Annotated in this window: 21 protein-coding genes; 11 read left to right on the top strand and 10 right to left on the bottom strand. The window is 63.5% G+C overall.

Translation table 11 applies throughout. The features are described 5' to 3' along the window. Positions 1 to 7 precede the first annotated feature (7 nt). The 4 genes from DYL59_RS25610 to DYL59_RS25595 all read right to left on the bottom strand — a co-directional run bounded on the left by DYL59_RS25610 (position 8) and on the right by DYL59_RS25595 (position 5,848). Entirely contained in the window at positions 8 to 1,192 is a 1,185-nt protein-coding gene (locus DYL59_RS25610) for an acyl-CoA dehydrogenase family protein (RefSeq protein ID WP_135291694.1), read from the bottom strand. 21 nt (positions 1,193 to 1,213) lie between these two features. Further along, the gene (locus DYL59_RS25605) at positions 1,214 to 2,527 is read right to left on the bottom strand and encodes an MFS transporter (RefSeq protein WP_135291693.1); all 1,314 of its coding nucleotides are present in this window, start codon (positions 2,525 to 2,527) and stop codon (positions 1,214 to 1,216) included. Beyond that, positions 2,527 to 5,040, bottom strand: a complete 2,514-nt coding sequence (locus DYL59_RS25600) for a TonB-dependent receptor plug domain-containing protein (RefSeq protein ID WP_135291692.1) — start codon at positions 5,038 to 5,040, stop codon at positions 2,527 to 2,529. The genes DYL59_RS25605 and DYL59_RS25600 overlap by 1 nt, the downstream gene beginning before the upstream one ends. Positions 5,041 to 5,146: 106 nt before the next feature. After that, positions 5,147 to 5,848 carry an enoyl-CoA hydratase/isomerase family protein gene (locus DYL59_RS25595; RefSeq protein WP_135291691.1) on the bottom strand — a complete coding sequence of 234 codons (702 nt, stop codon included), beginning with the start codon at positions 5,846 to 5,848 and terminating at the stop codon, positions 5,147 to 5,149. Positions 5,849 to 5,996: 148 nt separating this feature from the next. On the opposite strand from DYL59_RS25595, the gene DYL59_RS25590 reads away from it, so the two are divergent. Continuing rightward, a complete protein-coding gene (locus DYL59_RS25590) occupies positions 5,997 to 7,019 on the top strand; it encodes an alcohol dehydrogenase catalytic domain-containing protein (RefSeq protein ID WP_135291690.1) in 1,023 nt (340 codons plus the stop codon). 2 nt (positions 7,020 to 7,021) lie between these two features. Then, positions 7,022 to 8,500, top strand: a complete 1,479-nt coding sequence (locus DYL59_RS25585; protein WP_135291689.1) for a class I adenylate-forming enzyme family protein — start codon at positions 7,022 to 7,024, stop codon at positions 8,498 to 8,500. Here the strand turns inward: DYL59_RS25585 and DYL59_RS25580 are convergent. Then, positions 8,497 to 9,279 carry an IclR family transcriptional regulator gene (locus DYL59_RS25580; RefSeq protein ID WP_135291688.1) on the bottom strand — a complete coding sequence of 261 codons (783 nt, stop codon included), beginning with the start codon at positions 9,277 to 9,279 and terminating at the stop codon, positions 8,497 to 8,499. The two genes, DYL59_RS25585 and DYL59_RS25580, sit on opposite strands and share 4 nt — an antisense overlap. Here DYL59_RS25580 and DYL59_RS31900 point away from each other — a divergent pair. Continuing rightward, a complete protein-coding gene (locus DYL59_RS31900; protein WP_272948899.1) occupies positions 9,278 to 9,403 on the top strand; it encodes a hypothetical protein in 126 nt (41 codons plus the stop codon). The two genes, DYL59_RS25580 and DYL59_RS31900, sit on opposite strands and share 2 nt — an antisense overlap. Positions 9,404 to 9,521: 118 nt before the next feature. Here the strand turns inward: DYL59_RS31900 and DYL59_RS25575 are convergent, their stop codons facing one another. Then, positions 9,522 to 10,649 carry an alkene reductase gene (locus tag DYL59_RS25575; RefSeq protein ID WP_135291687.1) on the bottom strand — a complete coding sequence of 376 codons (1,128 nt, stop codon included), beginning with the start codon at positions 10,647 to 10,649 and terminating at the stop codon, positions 9,522 to 9,524. 26 nt (positions 10,650 to 10,675) lie between these two features. Continuing rightward, positions 10,676 to 11,116, bottom strand: coding sequence for a nuclear transport factor 2 family protein (locus tag DYL59_RS25570; protein ID WP_135291686.1), 441 nt, complete (start codon positions 11,114 to 11,116; stop codon positions 10,676 to 10,678). 132 nt (positions 11,117 to 11,248) lie between these two features. Between DYL59_RS25570 and DYL59_RS25565 the strand changes: the two genes are divergently transcribed. The 6 genes from DYL59_RS25565 to fecE all read left to right on the top strand — a co-directional run bounded on the left by DYL59_RS25565 (position 11,249) and on the right by fecE (position 18,569). Continuing rightward, positions 11,249 to 12,175: a LysR family transcriptional regulator gene (locus DYL59_RS25565; protein WP_135291685.1), complete on the top strand. Its 927-nt coding sequence runs from the start codon at positions 11,249 to 11,251 to the stop codon at positions 12,173 to 12,175. A 74-nt stretch (positions 12,176 to 12,249) separates the two neighbouring features. Further along, the gene (locus tag DYL59_RS25560) at positions 12,250 to 14,637 is read left to right on the top strand and encodes a TonB-dependent receptor (protein ID WP_135291684.1); all 2,388 of its coding nucleotides are present in this window, start codon (positions 12,250 to 12,252) and stop codon (positions 14,635 to 14,637) included. 258 nt (positions 14,638 to 14,895) lie between these two features. Then, positions 14,896 to 15,816, top strand: coding sequence for a Fe(3+) dicitrate ABC transporter substrate-binding protein FecB (locus DYL59_RS25555; RefSeq protein ID WP_135291683.1), 921 nt, complete (start codon positions 14,896 to 14,898; stop codon positions 15,814 to 15,816). A gap of 2 nt (positions 15,817 to 15,818) precedes the next feature. Beyond that, entirely contained in the window at positions 15,819 to 16,808 is a 990-nt protein-coding gene (gene fecC, locus DYL59_RS25550) for an iron-dicitrate ABC transporter permease FecC (RefSeq protein ID WP_167496716.1), read from the top strand. Next, positions 16,805 to 17,773, top strand: coding sequence for a FecCD family ABC transporter permease (locus DYL59_RS25545; RefSeq protein ID WP_135291682.1), 969 nt, complete (start codon positions 16,805 to 16,807; stop codon positions 17,771 to 17,773). Before fecC ends, DYL59_RS25545 begins: the two co-directional genes overlap by 4 nt. 4 nt (positions 17,774 to 17,777) lie before the next feature. Then, positions 17,778 to 18,569 (top strand): Fe(3+) dicitrate ABC transporter ATP-binding protein FecE, encoded by a 792-nt coding sequence (gene fecE / locus DYL59_RS25540; protein WP_135291681.1) that lies wholly within the window; start codon positions 17,778 to 17,780, stop codon positions 18,567 to 18,569. 154 nt (positions 18,570 to 18,723) lie between these two features. On the opposite strand, the gene DYL59_RS25535 is transcribed toward fecE, so the two are convergent. From DYL59_RS25535 to DYL59_RS25525, 3 genes are read right to left on the bottom strand one after another with little or no spacing between them, the layout of a single operon-like run. Then, the gene (locus tag DYL59_RS25535) at positions 18,724 to 19,656 is read right to left on the bottom strand and encodes a sulfonate ABC transporter substrate-binding protein (protein WP_135291680.1); all 933 of its coding nucleotides are present in this window, start codon (positions 19,654 to 19,656) and stop codon (positions 18,724 to 18,726) included. Beyond that, the gene (locus DYL59_RS25530) at positions 19,653 to 20,984 is read right to left on the bottom strand and encodes an LLM class flavin-dependent oxidoreductase (protein ID WP_135291679.1); all 1,332 of its coding nucleotides are present in this window, start codon (positions 20,982 to 20,984) and stop codon (positions 19,653 to 19,655) included. The genes DYL59_RS25535 and DYL59_RS25530 overlap by 4 nt, the downstream gene beginning before the upstream one ends. A 1-nt stretch (position 20,985) precedes the next feature. After that, the gene (locus DYL59_RS25525) at positions 20,986 to 23,166 is read right to left on the bottom strand and encodes a TonB-dependent receptor (protein ID WP_135291678.1); all 2,181 of its coding nucleotides are present in this window, start codon (positions 23,164 to 23,166) and stop codon (positions 20,986 to 20,988) included. Positions 23,167 to 23,373: 207 nt separating this feature from the next. Here DYL59_RS25525 and DYL59_RS25520 point away from each other — a divergent pair, with 207 nt between their 5' ends. Both DYL59_RS25520 and DYL59_RS25515 read left to right on the top strand, forming a co-directional pair. Continuing rightward, positions 23,374 to 24,426: a LacI family DNA-binding transcriptional regulator gene (locus DYL59_RS25520; protein WP_135291677.1), complete on the top strand. Its 1,053-nt coding sequence runs from the start codon at positions 23,374 to 23,376 to the stop codon at positions 24,424 to 24,426. After that, entirely contained in the window at positions 24,423 to 25,037 is a 615-nt protein-coding gene (locus DYL59_RS25515; RefSeq protein WP_135291676.1) for a TetR/AcrR family transcriptional regulator, read from the top strand. The genes DYL59_RS25520 and DYL59_RS25515 overlap by 4 nt, the downstream gene beginning before the upstream one ends. Positions 25,038 to 25,372: the final 335 nt, after the last annotated feature.

Raw genomic sequence — 25,372 nt, 5'->3', positions numbered from 1 at the left:
TCCGGGCTCAATAAGTAAACGCAATCGGCGGCGCCTTGGCGTTCAGCAGGTAATCACCGATGGCCTTGTACTTGTAGGCCAGGGCGTCATGGGTGGTGTGGGTGCGCGCGTTGCGCCAGTGGCGGTCGAAGTTGTAGCGCGACTGGGTGGTGGCGGCGCCGCCGACCTCATATAACCGCTCGCACACAAACAGCGCGGCGCGGGTCGAGGCGATCTTGGCTTCGGCCACTGCAATCGAAGACTTCACCAAAATGGCCTCCAGCGCCTCACCCTCGGCTAGGACCTGCAATTGCGTGCGCGCCGCCAGGTCCACCGCACCGGCGGCTTTCTCCACCAGTGCTTCGGCGCCATGAATACGCGCGGCCAGGTCGCCCAGGGTGTGCAGGATGTACGGATCCTGGCGCGCCGAATCCACGCCACTTTCGCGCACCGGCCGCGTGCCACTGCGCGCCCACGCCACCGCATCATCCAAAGCCGCCAGGCCAATGCCCACATCCAGCGCGCAGTGGATCAGCTGCGCGCTGGCGCCGATGTAGTTGCGGCGCTGGTACCACTGCGCCAAGGGGATGACCTGTTCGGCACGCACCGGTACATTCTCCAGCAAGGTGCTGCCGCTGGCGGTGACGCGCTGGCCCATGCCGTCCCAGTCATCGAGCAACGTAATGCCAGGGGTGTCGGCGGGCAGCATCACGTACACCGCGTTGCCGGCCTCGTCCACCGCCTGGATTTTCAGCAAATCGGCAAACAGGCAGCCGGTGCTGTAGAACTTGCTGCCATTGAGCACCAGCTGGTCGCCGCGCCGCTCCAGCCGTGTGTGGATTTCGCCGCGAAAGGTGCCGCTGCGCTCGGCAATCGCCCCCGACGATAACTGGCGCTCGGCAAACGCGCCGAGGTACTCGCGCTGCTGCGCCGGGTTGGCGATCAGGCGCAGGTGTTCAACGGTGGCGAAGTGCGGGAACAACGCCTGTGCCACACTCGGATCGGCCTTGGCCAGCGTGATAAAAATCTGCGCCACTTGCAGCTGGCTGACGTCACCGCCGCCCAACTCAGTGGGCACCCGCGCGGCGCCCAGGCCCGACTCGCGGATCAGGTCGAGCTGGGCATACGGCAAGATCCGCCCCGCATCGCGTTCGGCGGCGCGGGGTTGGATCTGCGCGGCGAGTTGGTGGGCGAGGGCAAGGTAATCGGTCATGAAGATGTCCATCAAAAAAGGTCAGGAAGCGTCGCGCAGGGCGCTGCGTGGAACGCCGAACAACAGGATCAATGTGCCGGTGGCCACCAGTGCCGCGACGATATACAACGCCAGGCTGATGCTGCCGGTGGAGGTCTTGATCGCGCCGATCATGATCGGCGTGAGCAGGCTGCTGATCTGCCCGCAGCAATTGACCAGCGCCAGGCCGGCGGCCTTGGCGTGGTCCGACAGGTAGTAGGTGGGGATGGTCCAGAAAATCGCCGTGGCCACCAGGTAACCGCTGGTCATCAGGGTCAGCACGGCAATCGCCGAATATGGGCTGAATAGAAAATTGGGCAGTACCAGCATCGCCAGCGCCGCCGTCAGGCCGCCCACGGCGAAGTGCCAACGCCGCTCTTGCTGCACATCCGAATGCCGGCACGCCCACAGCATCACGCCCACGCCGATCACATAGGGCAGGGCCGACAGCATGCCCAGTTGCCCAAGGTTGCTCACCCCGGAGTCGCGGATGATCGACGGCGCCCAAATATTGGTGACGTTGCCGGTGCACATGATGGTCAGGCAGTACGCCAGGGTGATGAACCACACCTTGCGATCCTTCAGCGCCTCCACAAAGCGTGTGTGCCCGCCGGGTTTACGTTGCTGGCGCTCTTGGGCCAGGGCCTGTTCGATGGCGGCTTTTTCATCGGCGCTCAACCAATTGGCCGACGCGGGTTTGTCGTCCAGCCAGTACCAGGCGAACAACCCCGCGAGCACCGGCGGAATGCCGGTGATCACGAACAGCCATTGCCAGCCGGTAAACCCGCCGACGCCCGCGAAGTGCCCCATGATGCTGGTGGACAGCGGCCCGCCGATGATCCCGCACACCGCAATCGCCATGATGAAGCGCGAGGTGATGCGTGCCCGGTGGCTGGCCGGAAACCAGTAGGTGAGGTACAGGATCACCCCCGGAAAGAACCCGGCCTCGGCCGCCCCCAACAGCACCCGCAGCACATAGAACTGCGCCGGGGTCTGGGCAAACGCGGTGGCGATGGTCACCAGGCCCCACAGCACCATGATACGCATCATGGTTTTTTTCGCGCCGATCTTTTCCAGCAGCAGGTTGCTGGGGATCTCGAACAGCAGGTAACCGATGGAGAACACCCCGACGATGATGCCGAACGTGGCGTCGCTGATGTTCAGGTCAGTCTTGAACTGCAAATGCGCAAAGCTGATGTTGACCCGGTCCAGCCAATTGAGCACAAAGCACAGAAACAGGAACGGCATGATCCGCCACGCCAGTTTGCGGTACAGGCGCTGGTCGAAGGCGGCCGCCGGGCGTTCGTAGTTAGTCATTACCAGCTCACGTCGACTTTAGCGAAGTAGTACGCGCCTTCCAGGCCGTAAGGCGAGTACCAGCTGTAGGTCGGGTTGTCGGTGGGGAAGAAGTAGAAGCGCTTGGCTTCGTCATTCAACTGCTCGGGGCGCTTGTCGAAGATGTTTTCGCCGCCCACGGTGACTTTCACCGCATCGCTCAACCAGTAACCCACGCTCAGGTCGGTGATGAACGCAGGCTTGACCACTTCATCGCGGCTGGCGGCAATCTGGTTGCGCCCGGTGACCTTGGAGTAGCGGGTTTCCTTGAGGTTGACCTCGAAGTCTCCCAACTGCCAGGCGGCATTGAGGGAGGTGGTGTTCTTCGGGTACGCCGAGGTCAGGTTGCCCTGGCGGTCGCGGCCCACGGCGCTCACACCGGTGCCGGCGAGTGCCGACGGTTCCTTGATTTTCTCGATGGTCTGCAGGCTCTGGTTGCTGAGCAAGGTCCACTTGGTCTTGCCATAGCGGCCCAGGTCGTAGCGGTAGTCCGCCACCAGGTCGATGCCACGGGTGCGCGTATCGGCCAGGTTGCCGAAGTAGGAGACGATCTGGTTCGGGTTCAGGCCAGCGGCTGCGAGTACGTTGGATACTGCAGTGCCTTGCAGGTTACTGGTTTGCAGGATGCGGTCCTTGATGTCGATCTGGTACAGGTCGACGGTGACGTCCAGGTTCTCGGTGGGCGTTGCCACAAACCCGAGGCTGTAGTTCATCGAGCGTTCAGGCTTGAGCTGCTTGGCGCCCAAGGCCTGGCCAGCCGGATCGTTGACGGTGACGTAGCGCGTGGTGGCCTGCTCCAGTTGCCCGTTGAGCGGGCTGGTGCGCCAGGCGGTCAGCGATGATGAGTAGAACTGCTGTTGCAGGGACGGCGCGCGGAAGCCGTTGCTCACCGTACCGCGCACGGCGAATTGCGGGGTAAAGGCATAGCGCGTGGAGAGCTTGCCGCTGCCGGTGTCGCCAAAATCGCTGTAGTGCTCAAAACGCCCGGCCAGGCTTACGTCCCACTTGTCGGTAAGGCTCTGGCTGAAGTCCACGTAGCCGGCGGTGTTGGTGCGCGAATAGTTATGCGCATCCGCCGGGGTGAAACCCACCAGCCCGGGTGCGCCGGGGTTGGGGCGTTGGCCGGCCAACGGGCTGCCGGCGGGGAACACGTAGCCGCCATCGGCGTAGGAGGCGTATTCACCGGCCTGGATCTCGAAACCGTCACGACGGAATTCCAGGCCCGTGGACACGTTCAGCGGCTTGGCGAACAAACCGGTGTCGAATGAGCGGGTCAGGTCGAGGTTGTTAGTCCACTGGCTGGCGATCAGGTTGCCGCCGTCCATGTTCTGCGGGCTGTTGGGCCCCAGGGAGGGGTTCAGCGACCGCTCGTTGCGGGTGTTGGCATTGTTGTAGCCGTAGCTGGTGCTCAAGTCCCAGGCCCAGCCGAGCAGGTCGTCGTTACGCACGCCGAACACGCTCTGGAAGTCATCTTCTTCCACCACAAAGCGCGGCGAGAAACCGTCCGGGTACACCGAGACAATGTTCTGCGGCGAGTTGGCCGTACGGTAAGTGCCCCAACTGGTGGAGTTGCGGTGGCTGAGGGTGGAGAACGAATACAGCGTGTAGTCCTCGTTCAGCGGCAGCTCGGCGTTGTAGCCGAAGTTGTAGGTTTGTGAACGCGGCTGGCCCAACTGTTGGCGATAGCGGCTTTCGCTGGTTTCGCGCGGGTCGGGCTGGCCGTTCTGGCGGAAATAGATGCTGGTGCGATCCGGTACGGCACCGGCCACGTTGGAGCTTTCCTGGATGCCGACGTCCGCGCTGAGGCTGAAGAAACCATCATTGGGCAACTCGAACCCCTGGTTGACCTGGCCCTGGCCCCGGGCACCGAAGTTGCCCTTGCCGCCCACGCGATTGGCGTACTGCCCGTACAAGGCACTGCCGCTGCCGCCGGAATGGTTGCGCTTGAGGATGATGTTGATCACCCCCGCGATGGCGTCCGAACCGTACTGCGCCGCTGCGCCGTCACGCAGCACTTCCACATGGTCGACGGCGGCGATGGGGATCAGGTCGAGGTCGGCAGGGGACTGGCCGCTGGACGTGGCGGCGGTCTGCACAAAAATCAGCGAGGTGTTGTGGCGACGCTTGCCATTGACCAGCACCAGCACATGGTTGCCGCCCAGGCCGCGCAGGGTGGCGGACTTGACCGACAACCCGGTGCCACCGGTGAAGCCGGCTGCGTTGGTATAGGACGGCACGCTGGCCGCCAGGGCGTCCCGCAGGTTCTGCTTGCCGGAACGGGCGAGGTCGTCGGCGCTGATCACATCGATCGGCGCCAGGCTCTTGGCTACGGTGCGGCCGCTGTCCCGGGCACCGGTGACCACCACGGTTTGCAGGGCGGTATCGCTGCTCAGGGATTTCTCTTCAGCCTGGGCCGCGTGTTGGGTGCACAGGCCAAGGATGCCGACCGTCAGCAGGCTGAGCCTGGGACGCAAGCGGGTGTTAGGGCGAGACATGGTGAGGCTCCAATGTTTAGGTGCCGCTTTCCATTCCTGGTGGTGGGAGTTCCTGACAGTACTGGGGAGGCTTGGGTGTTGGCTGTTTCTAGTTATGGGGGAGGGGTCAGCGCCCCAGCATCACGTCCTGGCGGGCCTGGTCGACCAGTGCCATCTGCCGGATCAAGCGGCCTTTGCGTTCGGCCAGCAGCAGCATCTTGGTCCACTCCACCGCCTTGGCGGAGTGGCTGGCCAGGCGTGCGGCCAGTTCCAGCGAACTGGCGTAGGCGTCATCCACCACCTGGTTGACCAGGCCGATGGCCAGCGCCTCCTGGGCGTCGAACTTGCGTGCGCTGAGCATGATATCCAGGGCCGCTGCTTCGCCGATCAGGCTGGGCAGGGTGATCGCGCTGAAGCCGGACAACATGCCGTGCTGCACTTCCGGGAAGTGAAAGCGCGTGTCGTGGTGGGCAATACGGAAATCGCAGTGAATCGCCAGGCTGATGCCCAAGCCCAGGGTGTGGCCGTGCAACGCGGCAATCACCGGTTTGCTCAGGTCATTGCCGACGCCGGGCAGGGCACGGGCCAGTACGTCGCTGCTGACGGTTTCGCCGGTAGCTTCGATTTCCTTGAGGTCGGAACCGGCGCAAAACGCCCGCTCACCGGCGCCGCGCAGCACGATGGCACGCACGGCGCTGTCGTGTTGGGCGCGTTGCCACACCTCGGCCAGCTCGTGCTTGGCCTGGCTGTCCAGCGCATTGAGACGTTCCTGGCGGTTGAGGGTAACCACCAGGATGCCTTCGCCCATTGTTTGGTATTCGACTGTCATGAAGTGCTTTTCATCAGGTGTGAAAGAAAGACGCGATTGCCCCTTGAGGTCCGCGTCAAAGTGAGGAAAACTTAAAGCATGTGCACAATGCAAACAATATGTTTGTTATATGAACATATTCTTATCGGGTCAGAAACGGTTATAAAAAATGAAAGCCATCGTTCTAAAAGCCTTCGGCGGACCGGAGCAATTGCAGGTTGAGGAGGTGCCCACCCCGCAGGTTGGCGCGGGTGAAGTGCTGGTCAAAGTCGAGGCGGCCGGGGTGTGTCATCACGACCTGCTGCACCGCGCCGGGCATCTGCCGGGGGCGCACACGGGCGTGGTGCTGGGCCATGAAGTGGCCGGTGAAGTGGTCGAAGTAGGCGCCGGTGTTCATCATCTGGCGACTGGCGCTCGCGTTGTGGTGTATCAGCGGCGTTTCTGCGGCCAGTGCCGCGACTGCCTGCGCGGTCGCCAGGACCTGTGCCGGGCCCTCGGCCTGCCCTCGGTGGACACCGAAGGTGCCTATGCCCAATACCTGCGGGTGCCGGCGATTTCCGCGATTGAACTGCCCGAAGGGCTGGGTTACGTGCAGGCCGCACTGGCTTCGTGCCCCATCGGTACCAGCGTGCGTGCGCTGCACGGCGAAGCGGCGCTCAAGCCTGGCGAAAGCGTGTTGATCAACGGCGCCAGCGGCGGCCTGGGGGCACATCAGATTCAACTGGCCAAAGCCTTCGGTGCGCGGGTGATCGCGGTCACCGGCAGCGCTGGCAAACGCGAGTTCCTGCACAGCCTGGGAGCCGATGAGGTCATCGTTGCCAGCGGCAGCTACAGCGCCGAGGTGTGGAAGCTCACCGGTAAGCGCGGCGTTGATGTGGCCATGGAAAACCTCGGCAGCACCCTGGAAGATACCCTGCGTAGCATGGCCCTCGGCGGTCGCGTGGTGGTGTTGGGCAACGTCGCGCCCGCCGCCGTGCCGGTCAACCCCGGCCTGTTGATTGGCCGCCGCCTGCGGGTGCAGGGCTCGGGCAGCGCCACCCTGGAAGAAGTGCGCGTGGCGCTGGCGTTGATCAAGGGTGGGCAGGTCAAGCCGCTGATCGACCGCGTGCTGCCGTTTCACCAGGTGGCTGAGGCCCACGCCCTATTGGAGTCACGCCAGGTGACTGGGCGCATTGTGTTGAGTGGGTGGTAAGCATGGATATCAGTACGCTGCTGAGTCAGGCCGCTTTCAAGTGGCCGGACCGAATCGCCCTGCATGAACCCGCCAGCTCACGGAGCTTGACCTTTGCCGAGCTGGATCGCGCCCTCAGCGGCGTCGGCCAGGCGTTGGATCAACTGCACATCCCGGCCGGTGCACGGGTGGCCTTGCTGGCCGACGCCAGTGTGGACTATCTGCTGGCCGACTACGGCTGCATGGCCACCGGCCGCGTGCGGGTGCCGCTGGACCCGGCGCTGTCGGCGCACGAACTGGTGGCGCAGTTGCAGGATGCGGGCGCGGCCTTGCTGCTGTTTTCCGAGGCCTACGCTGACATCGCCCAAGGCCTGGGCATTCGAGCCCTGGCGCTGCAAGCCGTCACCCAAGGCGCGGCGGGCGACAACGTGGTGCGCCCGGCGCAATCGCCCCAAGCCTTGGCCTCGCTCAACTACACCGGCGGCACCACCGGCACGCCCAAGGCCGTGATGCATCGGCACGCCAGCCTGTGCGCGGTGTTGCAGAACATCGTGATGGGCCGCGGCGCGGCGGTGGGGGATGTACTGCTCAACGTGCGCCCGCTGTGGCCAATTGCGGCGGTGGCGGTGCTCGCCCATGTGCTCAGCGGCGGGCAAGTGGTGTTGGGCGGGCGCTTCGACGGCAAGACCTTTATCGCCCAGCTCACTGAATACCGCGTGGCCTTCAGCTCTTTGGTGCCGACCCAACTGCTGCGTTTGTTGCGCGAAACCGGCTCGGCGCCCGCCGATCTGCCCCTGTTCAAGAGCCTCGATGTGGGCGCAGCCGCGTTGACCGGCGAGGTACTGGAAGGCTCGTGCAGCCTGTTCGCCGAGCGCATCGGCGTGCTCTATGGCATGACGGAAGCCCCCTGGAGTTGCTACCTCTCACCCATGCAAATGCAAGCGGTGCGCGCGACTGGCGACAGTGGCGAAGGCGTGGTCGGTCGCCCGCTGTTCAGCGCCGCGATCCGTATCCACCAGCCAGACGCCAATGGCCTGGGCGAGATCCTGCTGGGCGGCCCGCAATTGATGAGCGGCTACTGGCAATTGGATGCCCTCAGCGCCAAGACCCTGGACAACGGCTGGTTGCGCAGCGGCGATCTTGGCCGTATCGACAGCGATGGGCTGTTGCGCGTGCTGGGGCGCTGCAAAGACATCATCCGCAGCGGCGGCAAATCCGTACAGCCCGGCGAAGTGGAACAAAACCTGATGAGCCATCCCGGCGTGCAGGATGTGCACGTATTCGGCCTGGCGGATCTGGAGTGGGGCGAGCAAGTCTGCGCAGCGGTGGTGCTGGACGGTTCCCAGCCACTCTCGGCGCAACAGTTGATGGACCACTGCCGCACCGGGCTGTCGCGCTATAAGGTGCCACGCCGGGTCTACTTCATCGATGAGCTGCCGCGCTCCCACTACGGCAAGGTGCAAAAAAACCGCCTGCTCGCCGCGTTGGGTTTGCAGCCTTAAAGGTTGCCCAACTGCGCCGCAATGCCTTCACAGGCGCGGCGCACATGGCTGGCAAGTGATGAGGCCGGATGGGTTTCGTCTTCCATCTCCAGGCCCGCAACCACCACCGCGCCAATGGCCTGGCCGCCTTCCACACGAATCGGAAACGCCACCGAGGACAGCCCCGGTTTGAACTCGCCATGGCCAAACGCAAAGTCCTGCTGGCTGCGGATCAACTCCAGCGCCGGGCGCGCCTTGGCGTAGCGCGCGTCGCCGAGGATCGCCTGGGCCGCCGCTTCGCTGTAGGTGGCCAGCACCGCACGGCCGCTGGGGCTGCCGTCGATGGGGAACTGGTCGGCCAGGTCGACAATCACGTTGAGGGGCGTGGTGGGTGTCCACATCCGTTCGATCAACACCACTTGGTCACCCACCGGCACCGACAGCGACACAATCGCTTGGCGTTCGCCGATCACCCGTTGCAGCTCGATGGCGTAGGGCAGGGCGATCTTGCGCAGGTTCAGGCGATTAAGGTACGCCGCCGAATAAATCAGGCACTCCGGGCCGATGCGATAGGTACCGCCCTGGGATTCGATCAGGCTCCAGTGGGTGAGGGTCTTGAGCAAGCGGTGGATGGTAGTGCGGTCGATGCCGGTCAGTCGCGCCAGGTCCAGCGCACTGGCGCCATGCTTGAGGCTGGCGAGGGTACGCAACAGCACAATCGAACGGTCGATGACCTGAACGCGCCCACCGGCATTTTCCTTGTTGCTGGCGGGCGGGGGAGGAGTCGAGGAAATATCCATGGTGGCAGCAGCTTCCGAAATCATGATGTTCGGCAAGCGCGGATCGCAGGCTTGGCCGGTGACCAAGGTTAGCCGCGATCTGTGGCGGGGTGAAGCCTTAACACCATCGGGCTTAAAAAACTGAGCGCGGACTTGCTTTTGTAGTGAGCGGGCTTGCCCCCCGGCGCGGGGCAAGCCCGCTCACTACATTCATCCCGCCGCGCCTCTCCCCAATGTGGAGACGCTGGTGGCGCTGGATCGAGTCAAGGTCGGGTTGCACGTACCGGTGTGACGGTTGCCGTCGGGTAATCGGTGTAGTCCCGTGTCGGGCTGCCGTTGATGCCATAGAACGTGGCGCGATCAGCGTCGGCCAGCGGCCAGTGGTGCTGCATGCGCGCCACCAAATCGGGGTTGGCGATGAACGGGCGACCGAATGCCACCAGGTCCAGGTCGCCTTTTTCCAGTACTACTTCGGCCAATTCACGGTTGAAGCCGCCCGCCGCGATCAGCGTGCCCCGGTAGGCCTGACGAAACTGCGTGGCGAAACCGGCCGGGATCGCCTCGGCGCCAATGGTCAGTTGGTCGCTCAAATGCACATAGGCGAGGCTGCGCTCGTTGAGTGCCGCAGCCAGGCTCAACCACGCCTGGGCTTCCTGCGCGTATGGGTGCATATCAAACAGACGCCCGAACGGCGAAAGGCGCACGCCGACCCGCGTGCTGCCGATCTCGGCGGCCAGGGCATCGAGGGTTTCCAGCAGCAAACGCTGGCGGTTGGCAATGGAGCCGCCGTACTCATCGGTGCGGGTGTTGAGTGCACCGTTCAGGAACTGTTCGAACAGATAGCCGTTGGCACCATGCAATTCGATGCCGTCAAACCCCGCCTCCATGGCGCGGCGGGCGGCGTCGACAAAGTCCGCCGTCACCCTGCGCACTTCATGGGTCTCAAGTGCACGCGGGGTGCTGGCTTGCACCGGCCCCGGCTGGCCTTCGGCGACCCAGGCGTAGGCATTCGAGCGGGCGGCGCCCACCGCCACCGATGATACTGGCGCACCCCCATCAGGCTGAATCGACACATGGGACATGCGCCCCACATGCCACAACTGCGCGAAGATCTTGCCGCCCTTGGCATGCACGGCATCGGTGACCCGGCGCCAGCCCTGGGTTTGTGCGTCGTTGTACAAGCCAGGGTTGAACAGGTAACCGCAACCCTCGCGGGAGATCGGCGCGCCTTCGCTGATGATCAGCCCGGCCGAGGCACGTTGGGCGTAATAGAGAACGGTGTGCTCATCCGGGATATCGTCCTGTGCACGGGCGCGGGTCATGGGGGCCATGACCACGCGGTTGGCCAGCGGGGTGCCGGCAAGGTCGTAGGGCTTGAATAGGGTACTCATGGGGATTCTCCGCCAGTGATGAGGGTTCAGGAACGTGCGGGCCACACCACGTCCAGGCGCGTGCGGCTGATCAGCCATTGGCCCTGTACGCGGCGGTATTCATCGACGTACAGGCCAAGCAGCAGTAAGGGGCTGTCCCCGGCCGGGCGCTGGGTGACGAAGTCGGTCAGGTAGCAGCGGCCCTCGGCGTGGTCTTCGTCGAGGAACTCGATCCAATGGTTGGACACCGCATGCAGGAAGGGGTACTCGCCGCGTTGCTCGGTATCAAAATCACGAAAGGCCTGGGACAAGCCCGCCTTGATGGCGTCGCGGCCGGTCCAGCCGGCGCGGTCGACCTGGCAAATGGCGTCTTCGGTAAATAACTGCGCCAGCGCATCCATGCGGTTGGCGTCGAGATGATGGCAGTAGCGCAGGCGCAGGTTGCGAATCGCTTCCAGGCTGACAAGGCGGTTTAGATCGGCGGTCATGGGACCTCGCTGGGGTGGTCATTGAACAGTGGCACCTAGCTTATTCCAGCGTGGCGGTTGGAATAATTCGGGAAAAGTACGTTCAGTTCATCCTGTCAGGCTAGAATCGAGGTTTTCTGTGGGGCGGCAGCGATGGAAACCCTTCAATTTGATGGCATCCCTGAATTTATCCTGGCTGCCCAACTGGGCAGCTTTACTGCTGCGGCCTTGCAACTGGGGGTCACCAGCTCAGCGGTGGGCAAGAGCGTCACGCGGCTGGAGAAGCGCCTGGGCATCCAGTTGCTGCACCGCAGCACGCGCAAGCTGAGCCTGACCCACGAGGGCGAGGTTTACCTGGCCAGTTGCCTGCGGGTGATGGAGGAGTTGCGCGGCGTCGAGGGCAGTTTCCTCAGCGGTGTCGCCCAGCCCAAGGGCCGCGTGCGGATCGACCTGCCCGCCGCGTTTGGCCGTCGGCATATCGCGCCGCTGCTGATCACCTTGGCCGGTCGGTATGCGCAACTGGACCTGACCCTCACGTTTGGCGAGCGCAAGGTCGATATGGTCAACGACGGCATCGACCTGGCGGTGCGGATCGGTGAACTCAAGGATGACCCCGAGTTGGTCGCTCGCCGCCTCGGTGAGCAACGCCTGGTGATCTGCACTGCGCCACAGTACCTGAGCAAGGCGCCGCCCCTGCTGAGCCCGGCCGATTTGCTGACCCACGATTGCATCATCGGCTGGCGTGTCGGGCTGCGTAAGCGCTGGCTGCTGAAAAACGCCAAAGGCAGCGTGCACGAGCAGGAAATACGCGTGCGCCATGAGTTCGGCGACGGCGAGATGATGTTGCGTGCCACCCTCGACGGTGGCGGCCTGTGCCAATTGCCCACCTGGTTGGTGGCCGAACACTTGCGCAGTGGCGCCTTGGTGACGGTGCTCGACGACTGCGCGGGGGCGACCATGCCGATCCACGTGATCTGGCCTCATACCCGCTACGTGCAACCCAAGGTGCGGGTGGTGGTGGACGCGCTGCTGGAAATGGCCGCGCAACAACGCGAGGTATTTGGCGGCGGTGAAAAATAAATCAAAAAGCCTGTCCCTTTTTTTTGCTTCACCGGTCATTCCAGGTAAGTGAACAAAATCGAGAGCTTCCTCCAATGCCCGTAGTCCGCCCCTTGCTCAAACTGAGCCTGCTGCTGAGCCTCAGCGCCAGCCCGTTTTTCGCGTCCGTCAGCTATGCCGATGACGCCCGCCGCAGCTACCAGGTGCCGGCCGGCAGCCTGAGCGCAGCGCTGACCCGGTTTGCCGGTTTGGCGGGGGTCAATCTGTCGGTGGACCCGGCGTTGGTCAGTGGGCGCAGCAGCAGTGGCCTGTCCGGTGAGTTCGGCGTGGAAGAGGGCTTTGCGCGCCTGCTGCAAGGCTCCGGCCTGCAACTGCAACCCATGGGCGAGCAGGCCTACAGGTTGGTGCCGGTGCCGGAGGGCAGCAGCCTGGAACTGGCGCCCACTTCGATCCTTGGCACCACCGGTCTGTACGACGGCGATACCTATGCCGGGGGCCAAGTGGCGCGGCGTGGCTCCCAAGGCCTGTTGGGCACGCGGGACTTTATGGAAACGCCGTTCAGCATGACCACCTACACCCAGGAAACGGTGAAAAACCAGCAGGCCCGCACCCTCGGCGACCTGATCGCCAGCGACCCCTCGGTGCGCGCCACCAACCCTGCCGGTGGGCGTTACGAGCAGTTCACCATCCGTGGGTTCAGCCTGTTCAACAGTGATGTGTCTTATAACGGCCTGTACGGCGTGCTGCCGACCTACACCATCGACATGGAAATGGCCGACCGCGTCGATATCTTCAAAGGCCCCACCCAGTTGATCAACGGCATCTCGCCCCGTGGCAGCGTGGGCGGCGGGATCAACGTGGTGCCCAAGCGTGCCACCGACAAGGACATCAACTCGTTCACCGGCACCTGGGCCTCCGACAGCCAGGCCGGTGGCGCGGTGGATGTGGGCCGACGTTTCGGCGAAGACAATAAATTCGGCATCCGCTTCAACGGCGTTAAGCAGTCTGGCGATACCACCTGGGACCACCAGAGCGTTGACCGCGAAATGGCGGTGCTGGGCCTGGACTTCCGTGGCGAGCGCCTGCGCCTGTCCACCGATATTGGCCACACCGAACGTGACACCGATGCGCCCCAGGAACGTGTGCAGGTCGCGGCCGCTGCGCCTGTGCCCAGCGCCAACGACGTGCGCCGCAACTATGCGCAATCCTGGAGCAAAGCCCGCACCAAGGACACCTTCGGCACGTTCAACGCTGAATATGATGTAAGCGATGACGTGATGCTGTACGGCGGTTTCGGTGCGCGTAAAAGCAACCACGAGTTCCTGCGCCATGCGGTCTCGGTGACCAACGCCGCGGGCAATTTCAGTGTGTCGCCGCGGGACTTTACCCGGGACGAAAACGTACGCACCTACAACGCCGGTGTGCGCAACTGGTTCCATACCGGCTCGGTGAGCCATGAGGTCAACCTGGCCGCCAGCTACTTCGACATGGACTTCACCAACGGCGGCGCCCGTTACGCGACGGTGAACGGCAATAACCTGTATGACCCGGTGCAAACCCCCACGCCGACCACGGCCACCCGCCAGGACGCCAAGGTGTACACCGAGAACAAATTCAGCGGCGTGGCCTTGTCCGACACCCTGGGCTTCTTCGACGACCGTCTGCTACTGACCCTTGGCGCACGCTGGCAGCGGGTCAAGGTGACGGACTGGAACAACGGCATCAAAGGCGACACCGGCTACGACGAAGAAAAAGTCTCGCCCTCCGGCGGCCTGCTGTTCAAGGCCACCGACAAGCTGTCGCTGTACGCCAACTACATGGAAGGCCTGAGCCAGGGCAAGATCGCGCCGTCCACCTCGCGCAACGAAGACCAGATCTTCCCGCCCTTCATCAGCCGCCAGGTAGAAGTGGGTGCCAAGTACGACGCCGGTGCCTTCGCCGTCACCGCCGCCGTGTTCCGCATCAAGCAGCCGGCCTATGAAACCAATGCCACCACGGTGCTGTTCGGCCCCAACGGCAAGCGCCAGAACACCGGTGTGGAACTGAGTGCGTTCGGCGAACCGCTCAAGGGCGTGCGTCTGCTCGGCGGCGTGATGTATATCGACAGCAAACTCAAAGACACCACCAACGGCGCCTGGGACGGCAACCGCGCACCGGCCACCCCCAAGTACAACGTCAACCTGGGTGCCGAATGGGACGTGCCGGGCCTGGAAGGCCTGACGCTCACCAGCCGTGGCATCCACTCCAGCTCGCAGTATCTGGACCAGTCCAACGTTAAGGAGATCGACGCCTGGAACCGCATCGACGTTGGCGCACGCTATGCCTTCAAAGTGGACGACAAGAACGTCACCCTGCGGGCAAATGTGGAGAACGTGGCGGACAAGCGCTACTGGAGCTCGGCCGGCGCCTCGGATGACAGCGAGCCGGGCCTGACCCTGGCCACACCGCGTACCTACCTGCTCTCGGCCACCGTGGATTTCTAACCAGACGCCGATCTCACTGTGTGTACAGATTTGTGTGGGAGGGGGCTTGCTCCCGATAGCGGTGGATCAGCCACAGATAAAGTGACTGACCCACCGCTATCGGGAGCAAGCCCCCTCCCACATTTACCCAGCAGTGTCAGCTATCGCTTTATCACCCCAATGAGAATGTTTTTTGATCACATCGCCCCGATGTGGAATAGTACCCGCCGTTTTCCCAGGCCTGTCTAGCCTGGGTGTTTCAACGCCGAGGTCCACGTCATGCGATTGCTGCGCTCTATCCCCACCCTGGCCGCCTGTGTGCTGGCGTTCTCTTCAAGCGTGCTGAGCGCTGCCCCCATCGACCTCAACGACGGCCAACACTCGGTGCATCTGCCGGATGCGCCCAAGCGCGTAGTGGTGTTGGAGTTTTCCTTTCTCGACAGCCTCGCCGCCGTTGATGTGACCCCGGTCGGCGCCGCCGATGATGGCGACGCCAACCGCGTATTGCCCCGTGTACGCCAGGCTATCGGCCAGTGGAAGTCGGTGGGCCTGCGCTCCCAGCCAAGCATCGAGGAAATCGCCCGGCTCAAGCCGGACCTGATCGTGGCCGACCTCAACCGTCACCAGGCCTTGTACAGCGACCTGGCAAGCATCGCGCCGACCCTGTTGCTGCCGTCGCGGGGTGAGAACTATGAGGGCAGCCTCAAGTCCGCCGAGCTGATCGGCAAGGCCCTGGGCAAGAGCCCGCAAATGCAAGCGCGCATCCAGAAAAACCGCGAGAACCTCAAGGCCATCGCCCTGCAGATTCCCGCTGGCGCCAGCGTGTTGTTCGGTGTTGCCCGTGAAGACAGCTTCTCCGTGCACGGCCCGGACTCCTATGCCGGCAGCGTGCTGCAAGCCATCGGCCTGAAAGTACCGAGCGTGCGGGCCAACGCCGCGCCCACCGAATTCGTCAGCCTGGAGCAACTGCTGGCGCTGGACCCCGGCTGGTTGCTGGTGGGCCACTACCGCCGCCCGAGCATCGTCGACACCTGGAGCAAGCAGCCACTGTGGCAAGTGCTCGGCGCCGTACGCAACCAGCATGTGGCCGAAGTGGATGGCGACAGCTGGGCGCGCAACCGGGGTGTGCTGGCTTCGGAGCAGATCGCCGAAGATGCCCTGGCGATTCTTAAAGGCGGCAAAGCCGTACTGAGCCAATAAGCGTGCAGCGCAGTGTGGCTGCCCTCGGCATTGTGCTGCTGGGGGCGGTGTTGTTCTGGTTCGCGCTGTACAGCTGGTCGCCGTTCACCATTACGGCGACAGACGCGTGGAACGGCCTGGTGCATCAGGGCAGCGTGGGCGGCAATATGGCCTACATCGTCGCCCAGTTGCGCGTGCCCCGTGCAGTGTGCGCGGCATTGGTCGGTGCCTGCCTGGGCCTGGCCGGTGCGTTGATGCAGGGCATTACCCGCAACCGTCTGGCGTCGCCGTCGTTGTTTGGTGTGACGGCGGGGGCGGCGCTGGGGTTGGCGTTGTTCTCCACTGGGTTGGTCGCACCGCCGTTCGCCGGTGGCGCGTTGCTGATGACCTGCCTGGGCGGCGGGCTGGCCTGGGTCACCGTGTTCAGCCTGGGCGGCGCCTGGTCGCCGACCACTGCCCAAGGCCGCCTGGTGCTGGCCGGTGTCGCCGTGGCGGCGCTGTGCGCGGCCTTGACCCGCCTCACGGTGATTCTGGTCGAAGCCCAGGCGCAAAGCGTACTCAACTGGCTGGCCGGTTCCCTGGCCAATGTGGGGGCAGCACAGGTGCAGCTGCTGTGGCCGTGCACCCTGATCGGCGGCCTGTGGGCGCTGTGGTGCGCGCCGCGCCTGAACCTGATCAACCTTGGCGAAGACGCTGCACGCTCCCTGGGTGTGGGCATCGCCAGCCTGCGCTTGCAGGTGTTTATCGCCAGCCTGTTGCTGGTGGGGGCGAGCGTTTGCGCAGTGGGGCCGATTGGCTTTGTCGGGCTGATCGCGCCGAACATCCTGCGCCAGTTCCTGGGCAACGACTACCGCTGGCTGATCCCGTTGAGTGCGGCATTGGGCGCGGTGATCGTACTGGGCGCCGACCTGCTCAGCCGCGCCGTGGCGTTCCCGGTAGAGACACCGGCCGGTGTGGTCACCGCGCTGATTGGCGCGCCGTTCTTCCTCTTTCTTGCCAGGCGCGCCCTATGATCCGCCCCCGTTTGCGCCTGTGGCTGCTGCTTGGTTTGCTGCTGCTGGCCACGTTTATCAGCCTGAGTGCCGGCACGTTGTGGCTCAAACCCGCCACAGTCGTGGACCGTTTGCTGGCCCACGACGCCCTCGACTTCGAAGTGTGGAACCACCGGTTGCCTCGCAGCCTGATCGCGATCCTGGCCGGTTGCGCCTTCGGCCTGGCCGGGGCGATTGTGCAGGGAGTGATCCGCAACCCGCTGGCCTCGCCGGAAATCCTTGGTGTAACCCAAGGCGCCGGTTTGGCGCTGACCGTGGCGATCATCAGTTGGCCGCAGTTGCCGATTGCCTGGCTGCCCCTGGTGGCGTGCCTGGGCGGTGCCGGTGGTGCATTACTGCTGGCGCTGTACAACACCGGCGTGAGTTTTTCCGGGGTGCGCTTTGCGTTGTCGGGGGTGGCGATTGCGGTGACCTTGTCCAGCGTCACCGAATTTCTGATCCTGTCCCACCCGCTGGATATCAACACCGCACTGCTGGCGCTGACCGGCAGCCTGTGGAGCCGCAACTGGCACCATGTGGCGCTGGTGTTGCCGTTTTTGCTACTGATCCCGCTGGGCCTGTGCCTGGCCAAACCGCTGAACCTGATCGCCCTCGGCGACGAAGCCGCCCATAGCCTGGGCACGGCGCTAAACCGCACGCGCTGGCTGGCGATGGCGTGCGCGGTGTTGCTCACCAGCCTGGGCGTTGGCGTGATCGGGCCGATTGGGTTTATCGGGTTGGTTGCACCGCATATGGCACGCCGCCTGGTGGGCGGGCATCACCAGTTTCTATTACCGGCCGCTATGTTGATCGGCGCACTGTTGCTGGTGCTGGCCGACACCCTCGGGCGCACGTTGATCGCCCCCAGCGAGATCCCCGCCGGGGTGCTCACAGCGGTGATCGGCGCGCCGTATTTTCTTTGGTTGCTGGCACGGTTCAAGGGCTGATCACATGAGTATTTTGCAGGCACATCAGCTCGATATTGGCTACGGCGCCACGCGCATCGTGCAAGGGTTGTCGTTTACCCCGCCGGCGGGGAAGGTCACCGCGTTGATCGGCCCGAACGGCTGCGGCAAGTCCACCCTGCTCAAGGCCTTTGCGCGCATCCTCAAGCCGACCCAGGGGGAATTGACCCTGGACGGCCAGGCCTACGCCAACCTGAGCGCCCGCCAATTGGCGCGGCAGATCGCGTTTCTGCCCCAAGTGCTGCCCGTGCCGGAAGGCGTCAGCGTGCGCCAGTTGGTCGCCTATGGGCGCAGCCCGCACAACTCGTTGTGGGGGCGCTTGAGTGGCAGTGATCAGGCCCATGTGACCCAGGCCATGCAGCGTCTGGAGTTGGACGTGTTGGCTGATCGGGCCCTGGCGGATTTGTCCGGCGGCCAGCGCCAACGGGCCTGGCTGGCGATGGTGCTGGCGCAGAATGCGCCGGTGGTGCTGCTGGATGAGCCCACCACTTACCTGGACATCAGCCATCAGGTTGAACTGCTCGACTTGATGGGCGAGTTGGCGGCAGAGGGCAAGACCGTGATAACGGTGTTGCACGATATCAACCAAGCCTGCCGGTATGCCGATCACCTGGCGGTGATGCACGGCGGCAAGCTGGTGGCCGATGGCGCGCCGGGGGCGGTGATCAGTGCAGAGTTGATGCGGCAGGTGTTTGATGTGCAGGTGCAGGTGATGCAAGAGCCGATTGCCGGAACCCCCATGTGCCTGATCGAGAAAAGCACCCGCCCTCACGTCTGACGGAGTTCAAAAGGTGGCAGGGGGGTTACTCTGCACTCAAGCCTGATGAAGTTCAAATGTGGGAGGGGGCTTGCTCCCGATGAGGGAGTGTCAGTCACAGATGTATCAACTGATATCCCCTCATCGGGGGCAAGCCCCCTCCCACATTTAGCTCTCAGTTGGCTTCTGATCTCCACACGGCCTGGTTGACGTCAATGGCCTTGGGCAGCAACTTGTTCTGGTAGAACAAATCCGCCGTCGCCTGCTGCGCCTGGATGATCTTGTCGTCAATCGGCAGGATCGGCGAAGGCGGGCGGTTGTCCATGTAGCGCGTAACCACATCGGCAGGCAGCCCCATGAATGCGGTCAGTACTTTCAAACTGTCTTCCCGCTGGCTGCGGGTCAGCGCTTCTGCCGCAGTAAGTTCATCCAGCAAGTCATGCACAAACGTCCCATAGGTTTTGGCATAGTCGCGCCGCGCGGTGTACACCGGCCCCGATAACCCCAACCCTTCGCCATTGGCCAGCACATGGCTTGGGCTCTGGCTCAAGGCCAGGGACGAGTAGGGTTCCCAGATCGCCCAGGCATCCACGCTGCCTTGCTCGAACGCAGCACGCGCATCGGCCGGGGGCAGGTACACCGGTTGGATGTCCTTGTAGCTCAAGCCGGCTTTGTTCAGGGCCCGCAGGATCAGGTTGTGGGAACTGGAGCCTTTCTGGAACGCGACTTTCTTGCCCTTCAGGTCCGCTACCGAGTGCAGCGGGCTGTCGTTGCGCACCAGGATGGTTTCGGCGCTGGGCTTGGGCGGCTCGGCGCCGATGTACACCAGGTCTGCGCCAGCGGCCTGGGCGAACAGCGGTGGGATGTCACCGGTGGAACCCACGTCCAGGGCGCCGACGTTCAGTGCTTCGAGCATCTGCGGGCCGGCGGGGAATTCGATCCACTTCACATTGGTTTTTGGGAAGCGTTTTTCCAGCAGCCCATGTTCCTTGGCCAGCACCAGGGCGATGGAGCCTTTCTGGTAGCCAATGCGCAGGCTGGCGGGGTCGGCCGCCAGGGCGGTTTGGGAAACGGCCAACAGGGCCAGTAACAGCGCTGGAATCTTCATGCCTTGTCCTTTTTATAGCGATTTTCCGGGCGCGCCAAACCGAGGTTTTCACGCAGGGTGGAGCCCGTGTATTCAGTGCGGAACAGTCCGCGTCGTTGCAGTTCGGGCACCACCCACTGGGCGAAGTCTTCCAGCCCGCCGGGCAGGTGGGGCACCAGGATATTAAAGCCATCGGCCGCGCCGTTTTCGAACCAACGTTGCAACTCATCGGCGATCTGCCCTGGGGTGCCAATCAGGCTGTAGTGCCCACGCCCACCGGCGATGCGCCGACCCAATTGGGCCAGGGTCAGGTTTTCGCGGTGGGCCAAGTCACTGAGCAATTGCTGGCGGCTGCGTTGGCCGCTGTCGGTCAGCGGCAGCTCTGGCAGCGGCCCGTCCAGCGGGTAGCCAGACAAGTCGAAATTGCCCAGCATGCGCCCCAGCAAGGCCACGCCGACTTCTGGCTGCACCAGGTCCTGGAATGCCTCGAACTTGGCCTGCGCCTCAGTCTCGGTCTGCCCGACCACCACAAACACCCCTGGCATGATTTTCAGCGAATCCGCTTCACGGCCATAACGGGCCAAGCGCCCCTTGAGATCGGCATAAAACCCCTGGGCACTCTCCAGCGACGTCTGCGCGGTAAACACCACCTCGGCGGTTTGCGCCGCCAATTCACGGCCAGTTTCCGACGACCCAGCCTGCACGATCACCGGCTGGCCCTGGGGGGAGCGCGCCACGTTCAGCGGGCCTTTGACGCGAAAGTGTTCGCCCACATGGTCCAGCACATGCAGCTTGGCCGGGTCGTAGTAGTTGCCGCTGGCCTTGTCGCGCACAAAAGCGTCGTCTTCCCAGCTGTCCCACAAACCGGTGACCACCTGGTGAAACTCGCGGGCGCGGCTGTAGCGCTCGCCATGGCCCAGGTGTTCATCACGGCCAAAATTCTGCGCTTCGGCGGCAGCGTCCGAAGTCACCAGGTTCCAGCCCGCACGTCCGCCGGACAAGTGATCCAGCGAGGCAAATTTGCGGGCCACATGGTAGGGCTCGTTGTAGGTGGTGGTGGCCGTGGCGATCAGGCCGATATTATCGGTCACTGCACTGAGCGCCGACAGCAAGGTCAGCGGCTCGAAATGGTCCGAACGCGCCATATGGCTGGCGATCTCCCCCGTGGCGGCGGCAATGCTGTCGGCCACGAACAGCGCATCGAACTTCGCCGCTTCGGCAACCCGCGCCAGGTGCTTGTACTGGGCGAAATCCAGCCCGGCATTGGCCGGCACATCCGGGTGGCGCCAGGCGGCGACGTGGTGACCGGTGGCCATGAGAAAGGCGCCGAGTTTGAGTTGACGGCTCATGCTAGAAATCCTTGCGCAGTTGCACGCCGAAGTAACGTTCATCGTCACGGGGCACGGCGCGGTAGATGTAGTTGCCACCGCTGGCCAGCAGCGGCGAGTAGGACTTGTCGGCAAGGTTCTTGGCCAACAATGCGACACGCCAGCCGTTGCTGTAGTCGGCCAGGGCCACGCTGGCGTTCCAGATGCCGTAGGCGCCTTGCTTGGTGTCGACGTTCTGGCTGATGTCGTACTGCACTTCGCTCTGCCAGCTGTAGTCGGTGCCCAGTTCGATGTCCAGGCCGTTATCCAGGGGGATGCTGTAGTCGGCGCGTACGTAGCTTTTCCAGTCCGGGCTGAAGGGTAACGGCTTGCCATTCACGTTGCACGTTGCCGCCGCACCGGCTGGGCAGGCGAACTCGTCGATGCGCGCACGGGTGTAGGCCAGGGCGCCGGACAGTTTCAGTTGCTGGGTGGCCTGCAAGGCGTAATCGAGCTCGACGCCTTCGGTGCTGACGCTGCCGGCGTTGATCAGGCGCGTCACCACTTGGCCGGCCACAGTGTCGAAGAAGTTGGCCTGGTAGTTGTCGTAGTCGCTGTGGAATACCGCCAGGTTGGTGGTCAGGCGGTTGTTCCAGGCGGTGGCCTTGATCCCGGCTTCCCAGGTGTTGGAGGTCTCGGGCTTGAGGGCGTCGGTGTCACGCGGCTGCATGTTGAAGAACACGTTGTACGCCGGGCCTTTGTAGCCACGGGAGTAGGTGAGGTAGCTGGTGACGTTGTCGGTGATGTCGTACTGCACGCCCAGGCGGCCGGACCAACCGTCTTCATCCACCGAGCCCGAGCTGGACGTGGCCGGTTGAATGCCGCTGACCGTGGCGGCCGAGGTGGAAACGCGGCGGTGATCGTATTTCAGGTCGTCGTGGGTGTAGCGCAAGCCGGCGATGCCGCGAAAGCGCGAGGTGAAGTTCAGTGTGGTCTCGCCAAACACCGCGTAGCTGTCGTTGGTGGTGCTGTAGTCGGCAATGCCACGGTCGGTGCGGGTGGTGGTGGTCAGCGTGCGTTGGTAGGTTTCTTCGTCCTTGCCGTGCATGTAGAACAGGCCGCCGACGTACTCCAAAAACTCACCCTTGGGGGAGGCCAGGCGCAGCTCCTGGGAATATTGGTTGAACTCAAGCTGGCCCTTGTCGGCAGTGCCGGGGAACGCGGCGGTCACGGTGCCCAGGCGGTCGCCGTCCTGGTACTGGGTGTTGTCCCAGCCGCGCCAGGCGGTGATGGAGGTGAGGGTGTAGTCGCCGAGGTTCCAGTCCAACTGCGCCGACAGGCCTTTGTTGGTGTCTTGCACATGGCTGCGGGTGTCGGTGTTGATGTCGCGGTTGTCGCTGGAGCCGCGCACCGGGTTCAGTGCGTTGGCGAACGCCGGGGTGAGGGACTTGCTCACCACGCCATTGGGCGCATCGTCGTGGGACTGCATGTAGTCGCCGATCAGGGTCAGCTTCAGGTCGTCGTTGGGGGTGAACTCCAACTTGCCGCGAATGCCCTTGTGGTTGTAGCCATTGACCTCTTGCCCATTGTGTTTGTTATCGACGTTGCCGTCATAGCTGCCGAACAGGGTGCTGACCGAGCCCTTGAGCACGCCGGGCACCAGGCTGCCGCCGATGCCGAAACGGGTGCGGCTTTCATTGCCGCTGTAGTAGGACTGGTCGATATAGCCGTGGGTCTCGGCCGTGGGCGCCTTGCTGGTGATGTTCAGCACACCGGCCGAGGCGTTCTTGCCAAACAGTGTGCCCTGGGGGCCGCGCAGCACTTCGATGCGTTCCAGGTCCAGCAGGTCGAGGGTGGCCTGGCCTGGGCGGGCATAGACTACGCCGTCGATCACCGTGGCCACCGTTGGCTCCACGCCAGGGGAGGTGGAGATAGTGCCCACGCCGCGCACGAACAGCGAGGTGTCCTTGTTCGAGGCGCCGGTGCGGAAGTTCAGCGACGGCACCTGTTGGGCAATACTGGCCACGCCGTTACGGTTGTCGCGTTCCAGTTGTTCGCCATCGAGCACCGAAACGGCGACCGGGACTTTTTGCAGCGACTCCTCGCGGCGGGTGGCGGTGACGGTCACGGATTTGAGCGTCGGCTCCTGCTCATCGGCCGCAAAGGCGGGCAGGGCAGTCAGCCCGGCCAAGATCAATAAGGTAGTGCGCTGGAAGTTGTGCATGCTGTGCCCGCTCGAAAAAAATGCCCTGAACCGTTACCGTTCTGCGACGGCAACGCCTGTGTATCGGTCTCTGGCATTCGCTTGAGCGAGTAGCAGACAGAGCGCTTTGTTAGCGCTAACATCGGCATTATTGTGGGGCCAGGTTTAGAACGTCAAATACTGAAAAATTAGTCCTATATTCCTTTTCGTTGTTAACAGGATTCTGCCGTGAGCCAAGACAAACCGCGCAAACGCCGTGGCGCCGGGCGCGTCACTCTCAATACCGTGGCGCGCGAGGCTGGGGTGTCGGCCATTACCGTGTCGCGTTATTTCAACCAGCCCGAGCAGGTTTCCCCTGAGCGTCGCGAGCGCATCGCCCAGGTGGTGGCCGAATTGGGCTACGTGCCCAACCTGGTGGCGGGGGGGCTGGCCTCGGCGCGCGGGCGTATCGTGGCGATGGTGATCCCGAACATCTCCGGGCCGATCTTTGCCAATACCATCCAGGGCTTCAGTGACACCCTCAGTCGCCATGGTTATCAGCTGTTGCTGGCCTCCAGTTACTTCAGTGCCGAGCAGGAAGAAAGCGCGGTGCGTGCGTTCCTGGGTTGGTCACCGGCGGCGCTGGTGCTGACCAGCCGCTTTCACAGTGCGGCCACCGAAAAGATGATTGCCGACGCCGATATCCCGGTGGTGGAAACCTGGGACTACGTGCCTGAGCGCGAGCCGTTGCAGATCGGTTTTTCCCACTACGAGGTGGGCGTCACCGCCGCGCGTTATCTGCATGGGCAGGGCTATCGGCGCATCGCGTTTGTGCAGAACAGTGCGGTGGGGGACTTCAGCGCGATGGAGCGCGGCGAGGGGTTTGCCGCCACGCTCACCGCGCTGGGTGTAGAGCCTTGGGTATTCGTCCCGGATGCCGACAGTGCGCCGTTCGAAGCCGGCAAGCAGGCCATGCAAGCGCTGATGAGCCACGCCACACCGCCGGATGCGATCTTCTTCGCCAATGACAACCTGGCTGCCGGTGGCTTGCTGGCCGGGCAGCGCGCCGGTTTGAACATCCCCCAGGATTGCGCGGTGCTGGGCTTTGGCGACTACCCGTTTGCCGAAATGCTGCTGCCCAGCCTGAGCACCATCAAGCCACCGGCCCTGGAGATCGGTGTGCTGGCGGCCACCCGCGTGTTGGAAAGCCTGGGGGTGCTGCCGGTTGAGGATGAAGTACAACGGTTGAACCTGTTGGACTGCCGACTGATCGAACGGGAAAGCTCAAGGACTGACCCATGACCGAACCCACCCCCAAAACCCGCCGCGCACCCAAGGGTGAAAAACGCCGTGAAGAGCTGCTGGATGCGGCCTTGCAGGTGTTTTCCCTGGAAGGCTACAGCGGCGCCTCCATGGCCCAGGTGGCGGCGATTGTGGGCATCTCCGTGGCGGGCCTGCTGCATCATTTTCCCAGCAAGATCTCGCTGTTGATGGGGGTGTTGCAGCGTCGCGATGAGGTCAATCAGCGGATTGCCGATGAGGTACGCGCGGAAAAATCCTTGAATGGTTTGCTCGGCAGCCTGCGCGCCATCAACCGCTCGAATGCTACGGCGCCGGGTGTTGTGCGGGCGTTTACCATTTTGAATGCCGAGAGTTTGCTGGACACCCACCCGGCGTGGGGCTGGTTCCAGGCGCGGTATGCGGCGATTCATCAGCGTATGCAGGGGCAGTTTGCTGAACTGGTGGCGGCGGGGGAGGTGCGGGGGGATGTGGATCTTGCCGGGTTGGTGGAGGAGATTTTGGCGATGATGGATGGGTTGCAGGTGCAGTGGTTGCGGTTTCCGGAGCAGGTGGATTTGGTGGGGCGGTTTGATACGTATATTGCGCGGGTTGAGGCGGCGATCAGGCCTTGAGGCGATCTAGATCTATGGTCGAACCTGGTTTGAATGTGGGAGGGGGCTTGCTCCCGATGGCGGTGTTTCGGTGTACATATCCATTGCTGCGGTAACGGCCACTTATGGTTTCGCTCTTACAGCGACTCACTTTTGGAAGGACCCAAAAGTAAGCAAAAGGGCTCTTGCCCCACCACTCGGTGCCTCGCCTAGGTTCGGCCAGCGTGTTTGACGGGGCGACCCCAGATCAAAAGCAAGAGCGCGGCGGCCTTAGAGCCGACCGGTTGGGTGTGTCGTACTCGGTTAAAACTGTGGGAGCGGGCTTGCTCGCGAATGCGGTGGATCAGTTAAAAATC

This window comes from Pseudomonas kairouanensis, assembly GCF_004682055.1.
Classification (GTDB): Bacteria; Pseudomonadota; Gammaproteobacteria; order Pseudomonadales; family Pseudomonadaceae; genus Aquipseudomonas; species Aquipseudomonas kairouanensis.
This window is presented reverse-complemented; position numbering and strand designations above follow the sequence as displayed.

Excerpts from the sequence above, each read along its gene's own strand:
- DYL59_RS31900 (WP_272948899.1), top strand. The coding sequence starts at position 9,278 with ATGGTGGCAGCAGCTTCCGAAATCATGATGTTCGGCAAGCGCGGATCG.
- DYL59_RS25590 (WP_135291690.1), top strand. The coding sequence starts at position 5,997 with ATGAAAGCCATCGTTCTAAAAGCCTTCGGCGGACCGGAGCAATTGCAG.
- DYL59_RS25575 (WP_135291687.1), bottom strand. The coding sequence starts at position 10,649 with ATGAGTACCCTATTCAAGCCCTACGACCTTGCCGGCACCCCGCTGGCC.
- DYL59_RS25530 (WP_135291679.1), bottom strand. The coding sequence starts at position 20,984 with ATGAGCCGTCAACTCAAACTCGGCGCCTTTCTCATGGCCACCGGTCAC.
- DYL59_RS25555 (WP_135291683.1), top strand. The coding sequence starts at position 14,896 with ATGCGATTGCTGCGCTCTATCCCCACCCTGGCCGCCTGTGTGCTGGCG.
- DYL59_RS25585 (WP_135291689.1), top strand. The coding sequence starts at position 7,022 with ATGGATATCAGTACGCTGCTGAGTCAGGCCGCTTTCAAGTGGCCGGAC.
- DYL59_RS25515 (WP_135291676.1), top strand. The coding sequence starts at position 24,423 with ATGACCGAACCCACCCCCAAAACCCGCCGCGCACCCAAGGGTGAAAAA.
- DYL59_RS25560 (WP_135291684.1), top strand. The coding sequence starts at position 12,250 with ATGCCCGTAGTCCGCCCCTTGCTCAAACTGAGCCTGCTGCTGAGCCTC.
- DYL59_RS25545 (WP_135291682.1), top strand. The coding sequence starts at position 16,805 with ATGATCCGCCCCCGTTTGCGCCTGTGGCTGCTGCTTGGTTTGCTGCTG.
- DYL59_RS25595 (WP_135291691.1), bottom strand. The coding sequence starts at position 5,848 with ATGACAGTCGAATACCAAACAATGGGCGAAGGCATCCTGGTGGTTACC.
- DYL59_RS25605 (WP_135291693.1), bottom strand. The coding sequence starts at position 2,527 with ATGACTAACTACGAACGCCCGGCGGCCGCCTTCGACCAGCGCCTGTAC.
- DYL59_RS25580 (WP_135291688.1), bottom strand. The coding sequence starts at position 9,279 with ATGGATATTTCCTCGACTCCTCCCCCGCCCGCCAGCAACAAGGAAAAT.
- DYL59_RS25525 (WP_135291678.1), bottom strand. The coding sequence starts at position 23,166 with ATGCACAACTTCCAGCGCACTACCTTATTGATCTTGGCCGGGCTGACT.
- DYL59_RS25570 (WP_135291686.1), bottom strand. The coding sequence starts at position 11,116 with ATGACCGCCGATCTAAACCGCCTTGTCAGCCTGGAAGCGATTCGCAAC.
- DYL59_RS25565 (WP_135291685.1), top strand. The coding sequence starts at position 11,249 with ATGGAAACCCTTCAATTTGATGGCATCCCTGAATTTATCCTGGCTGCC.
- DYL59_RS25600 (WP_135291692.1), bottom strand. The coding sequence starts at position 5,040 with ATGTCTCGCCCTAACACCCGCTTGCGTCCCAGGCTCAGCCTGCTGACG.
- DYL59_RS25610 (WP_135291694.1), bottom strand. The coding sequence starts at position 1,192 with ATGACCGATTACCTTGCCCTCGCCCACCAACTCGCCGCGCAGATCCAA.
- fecE (WP_135291681.1), top strand. The coding sequence starts at position 17,778 with ATGAGTATTTTGCAGGCACATCAGCTCGATATTGGCTACGGCGCCACG.
- DYL59_RS25535 (WP_135291680.1), bottom strand. The coding sequence starts at position 19,656 with ATGAAGATTCCAGCGCTGTTACTGGCCCTGTTGGCCGTTTCCCAAACC.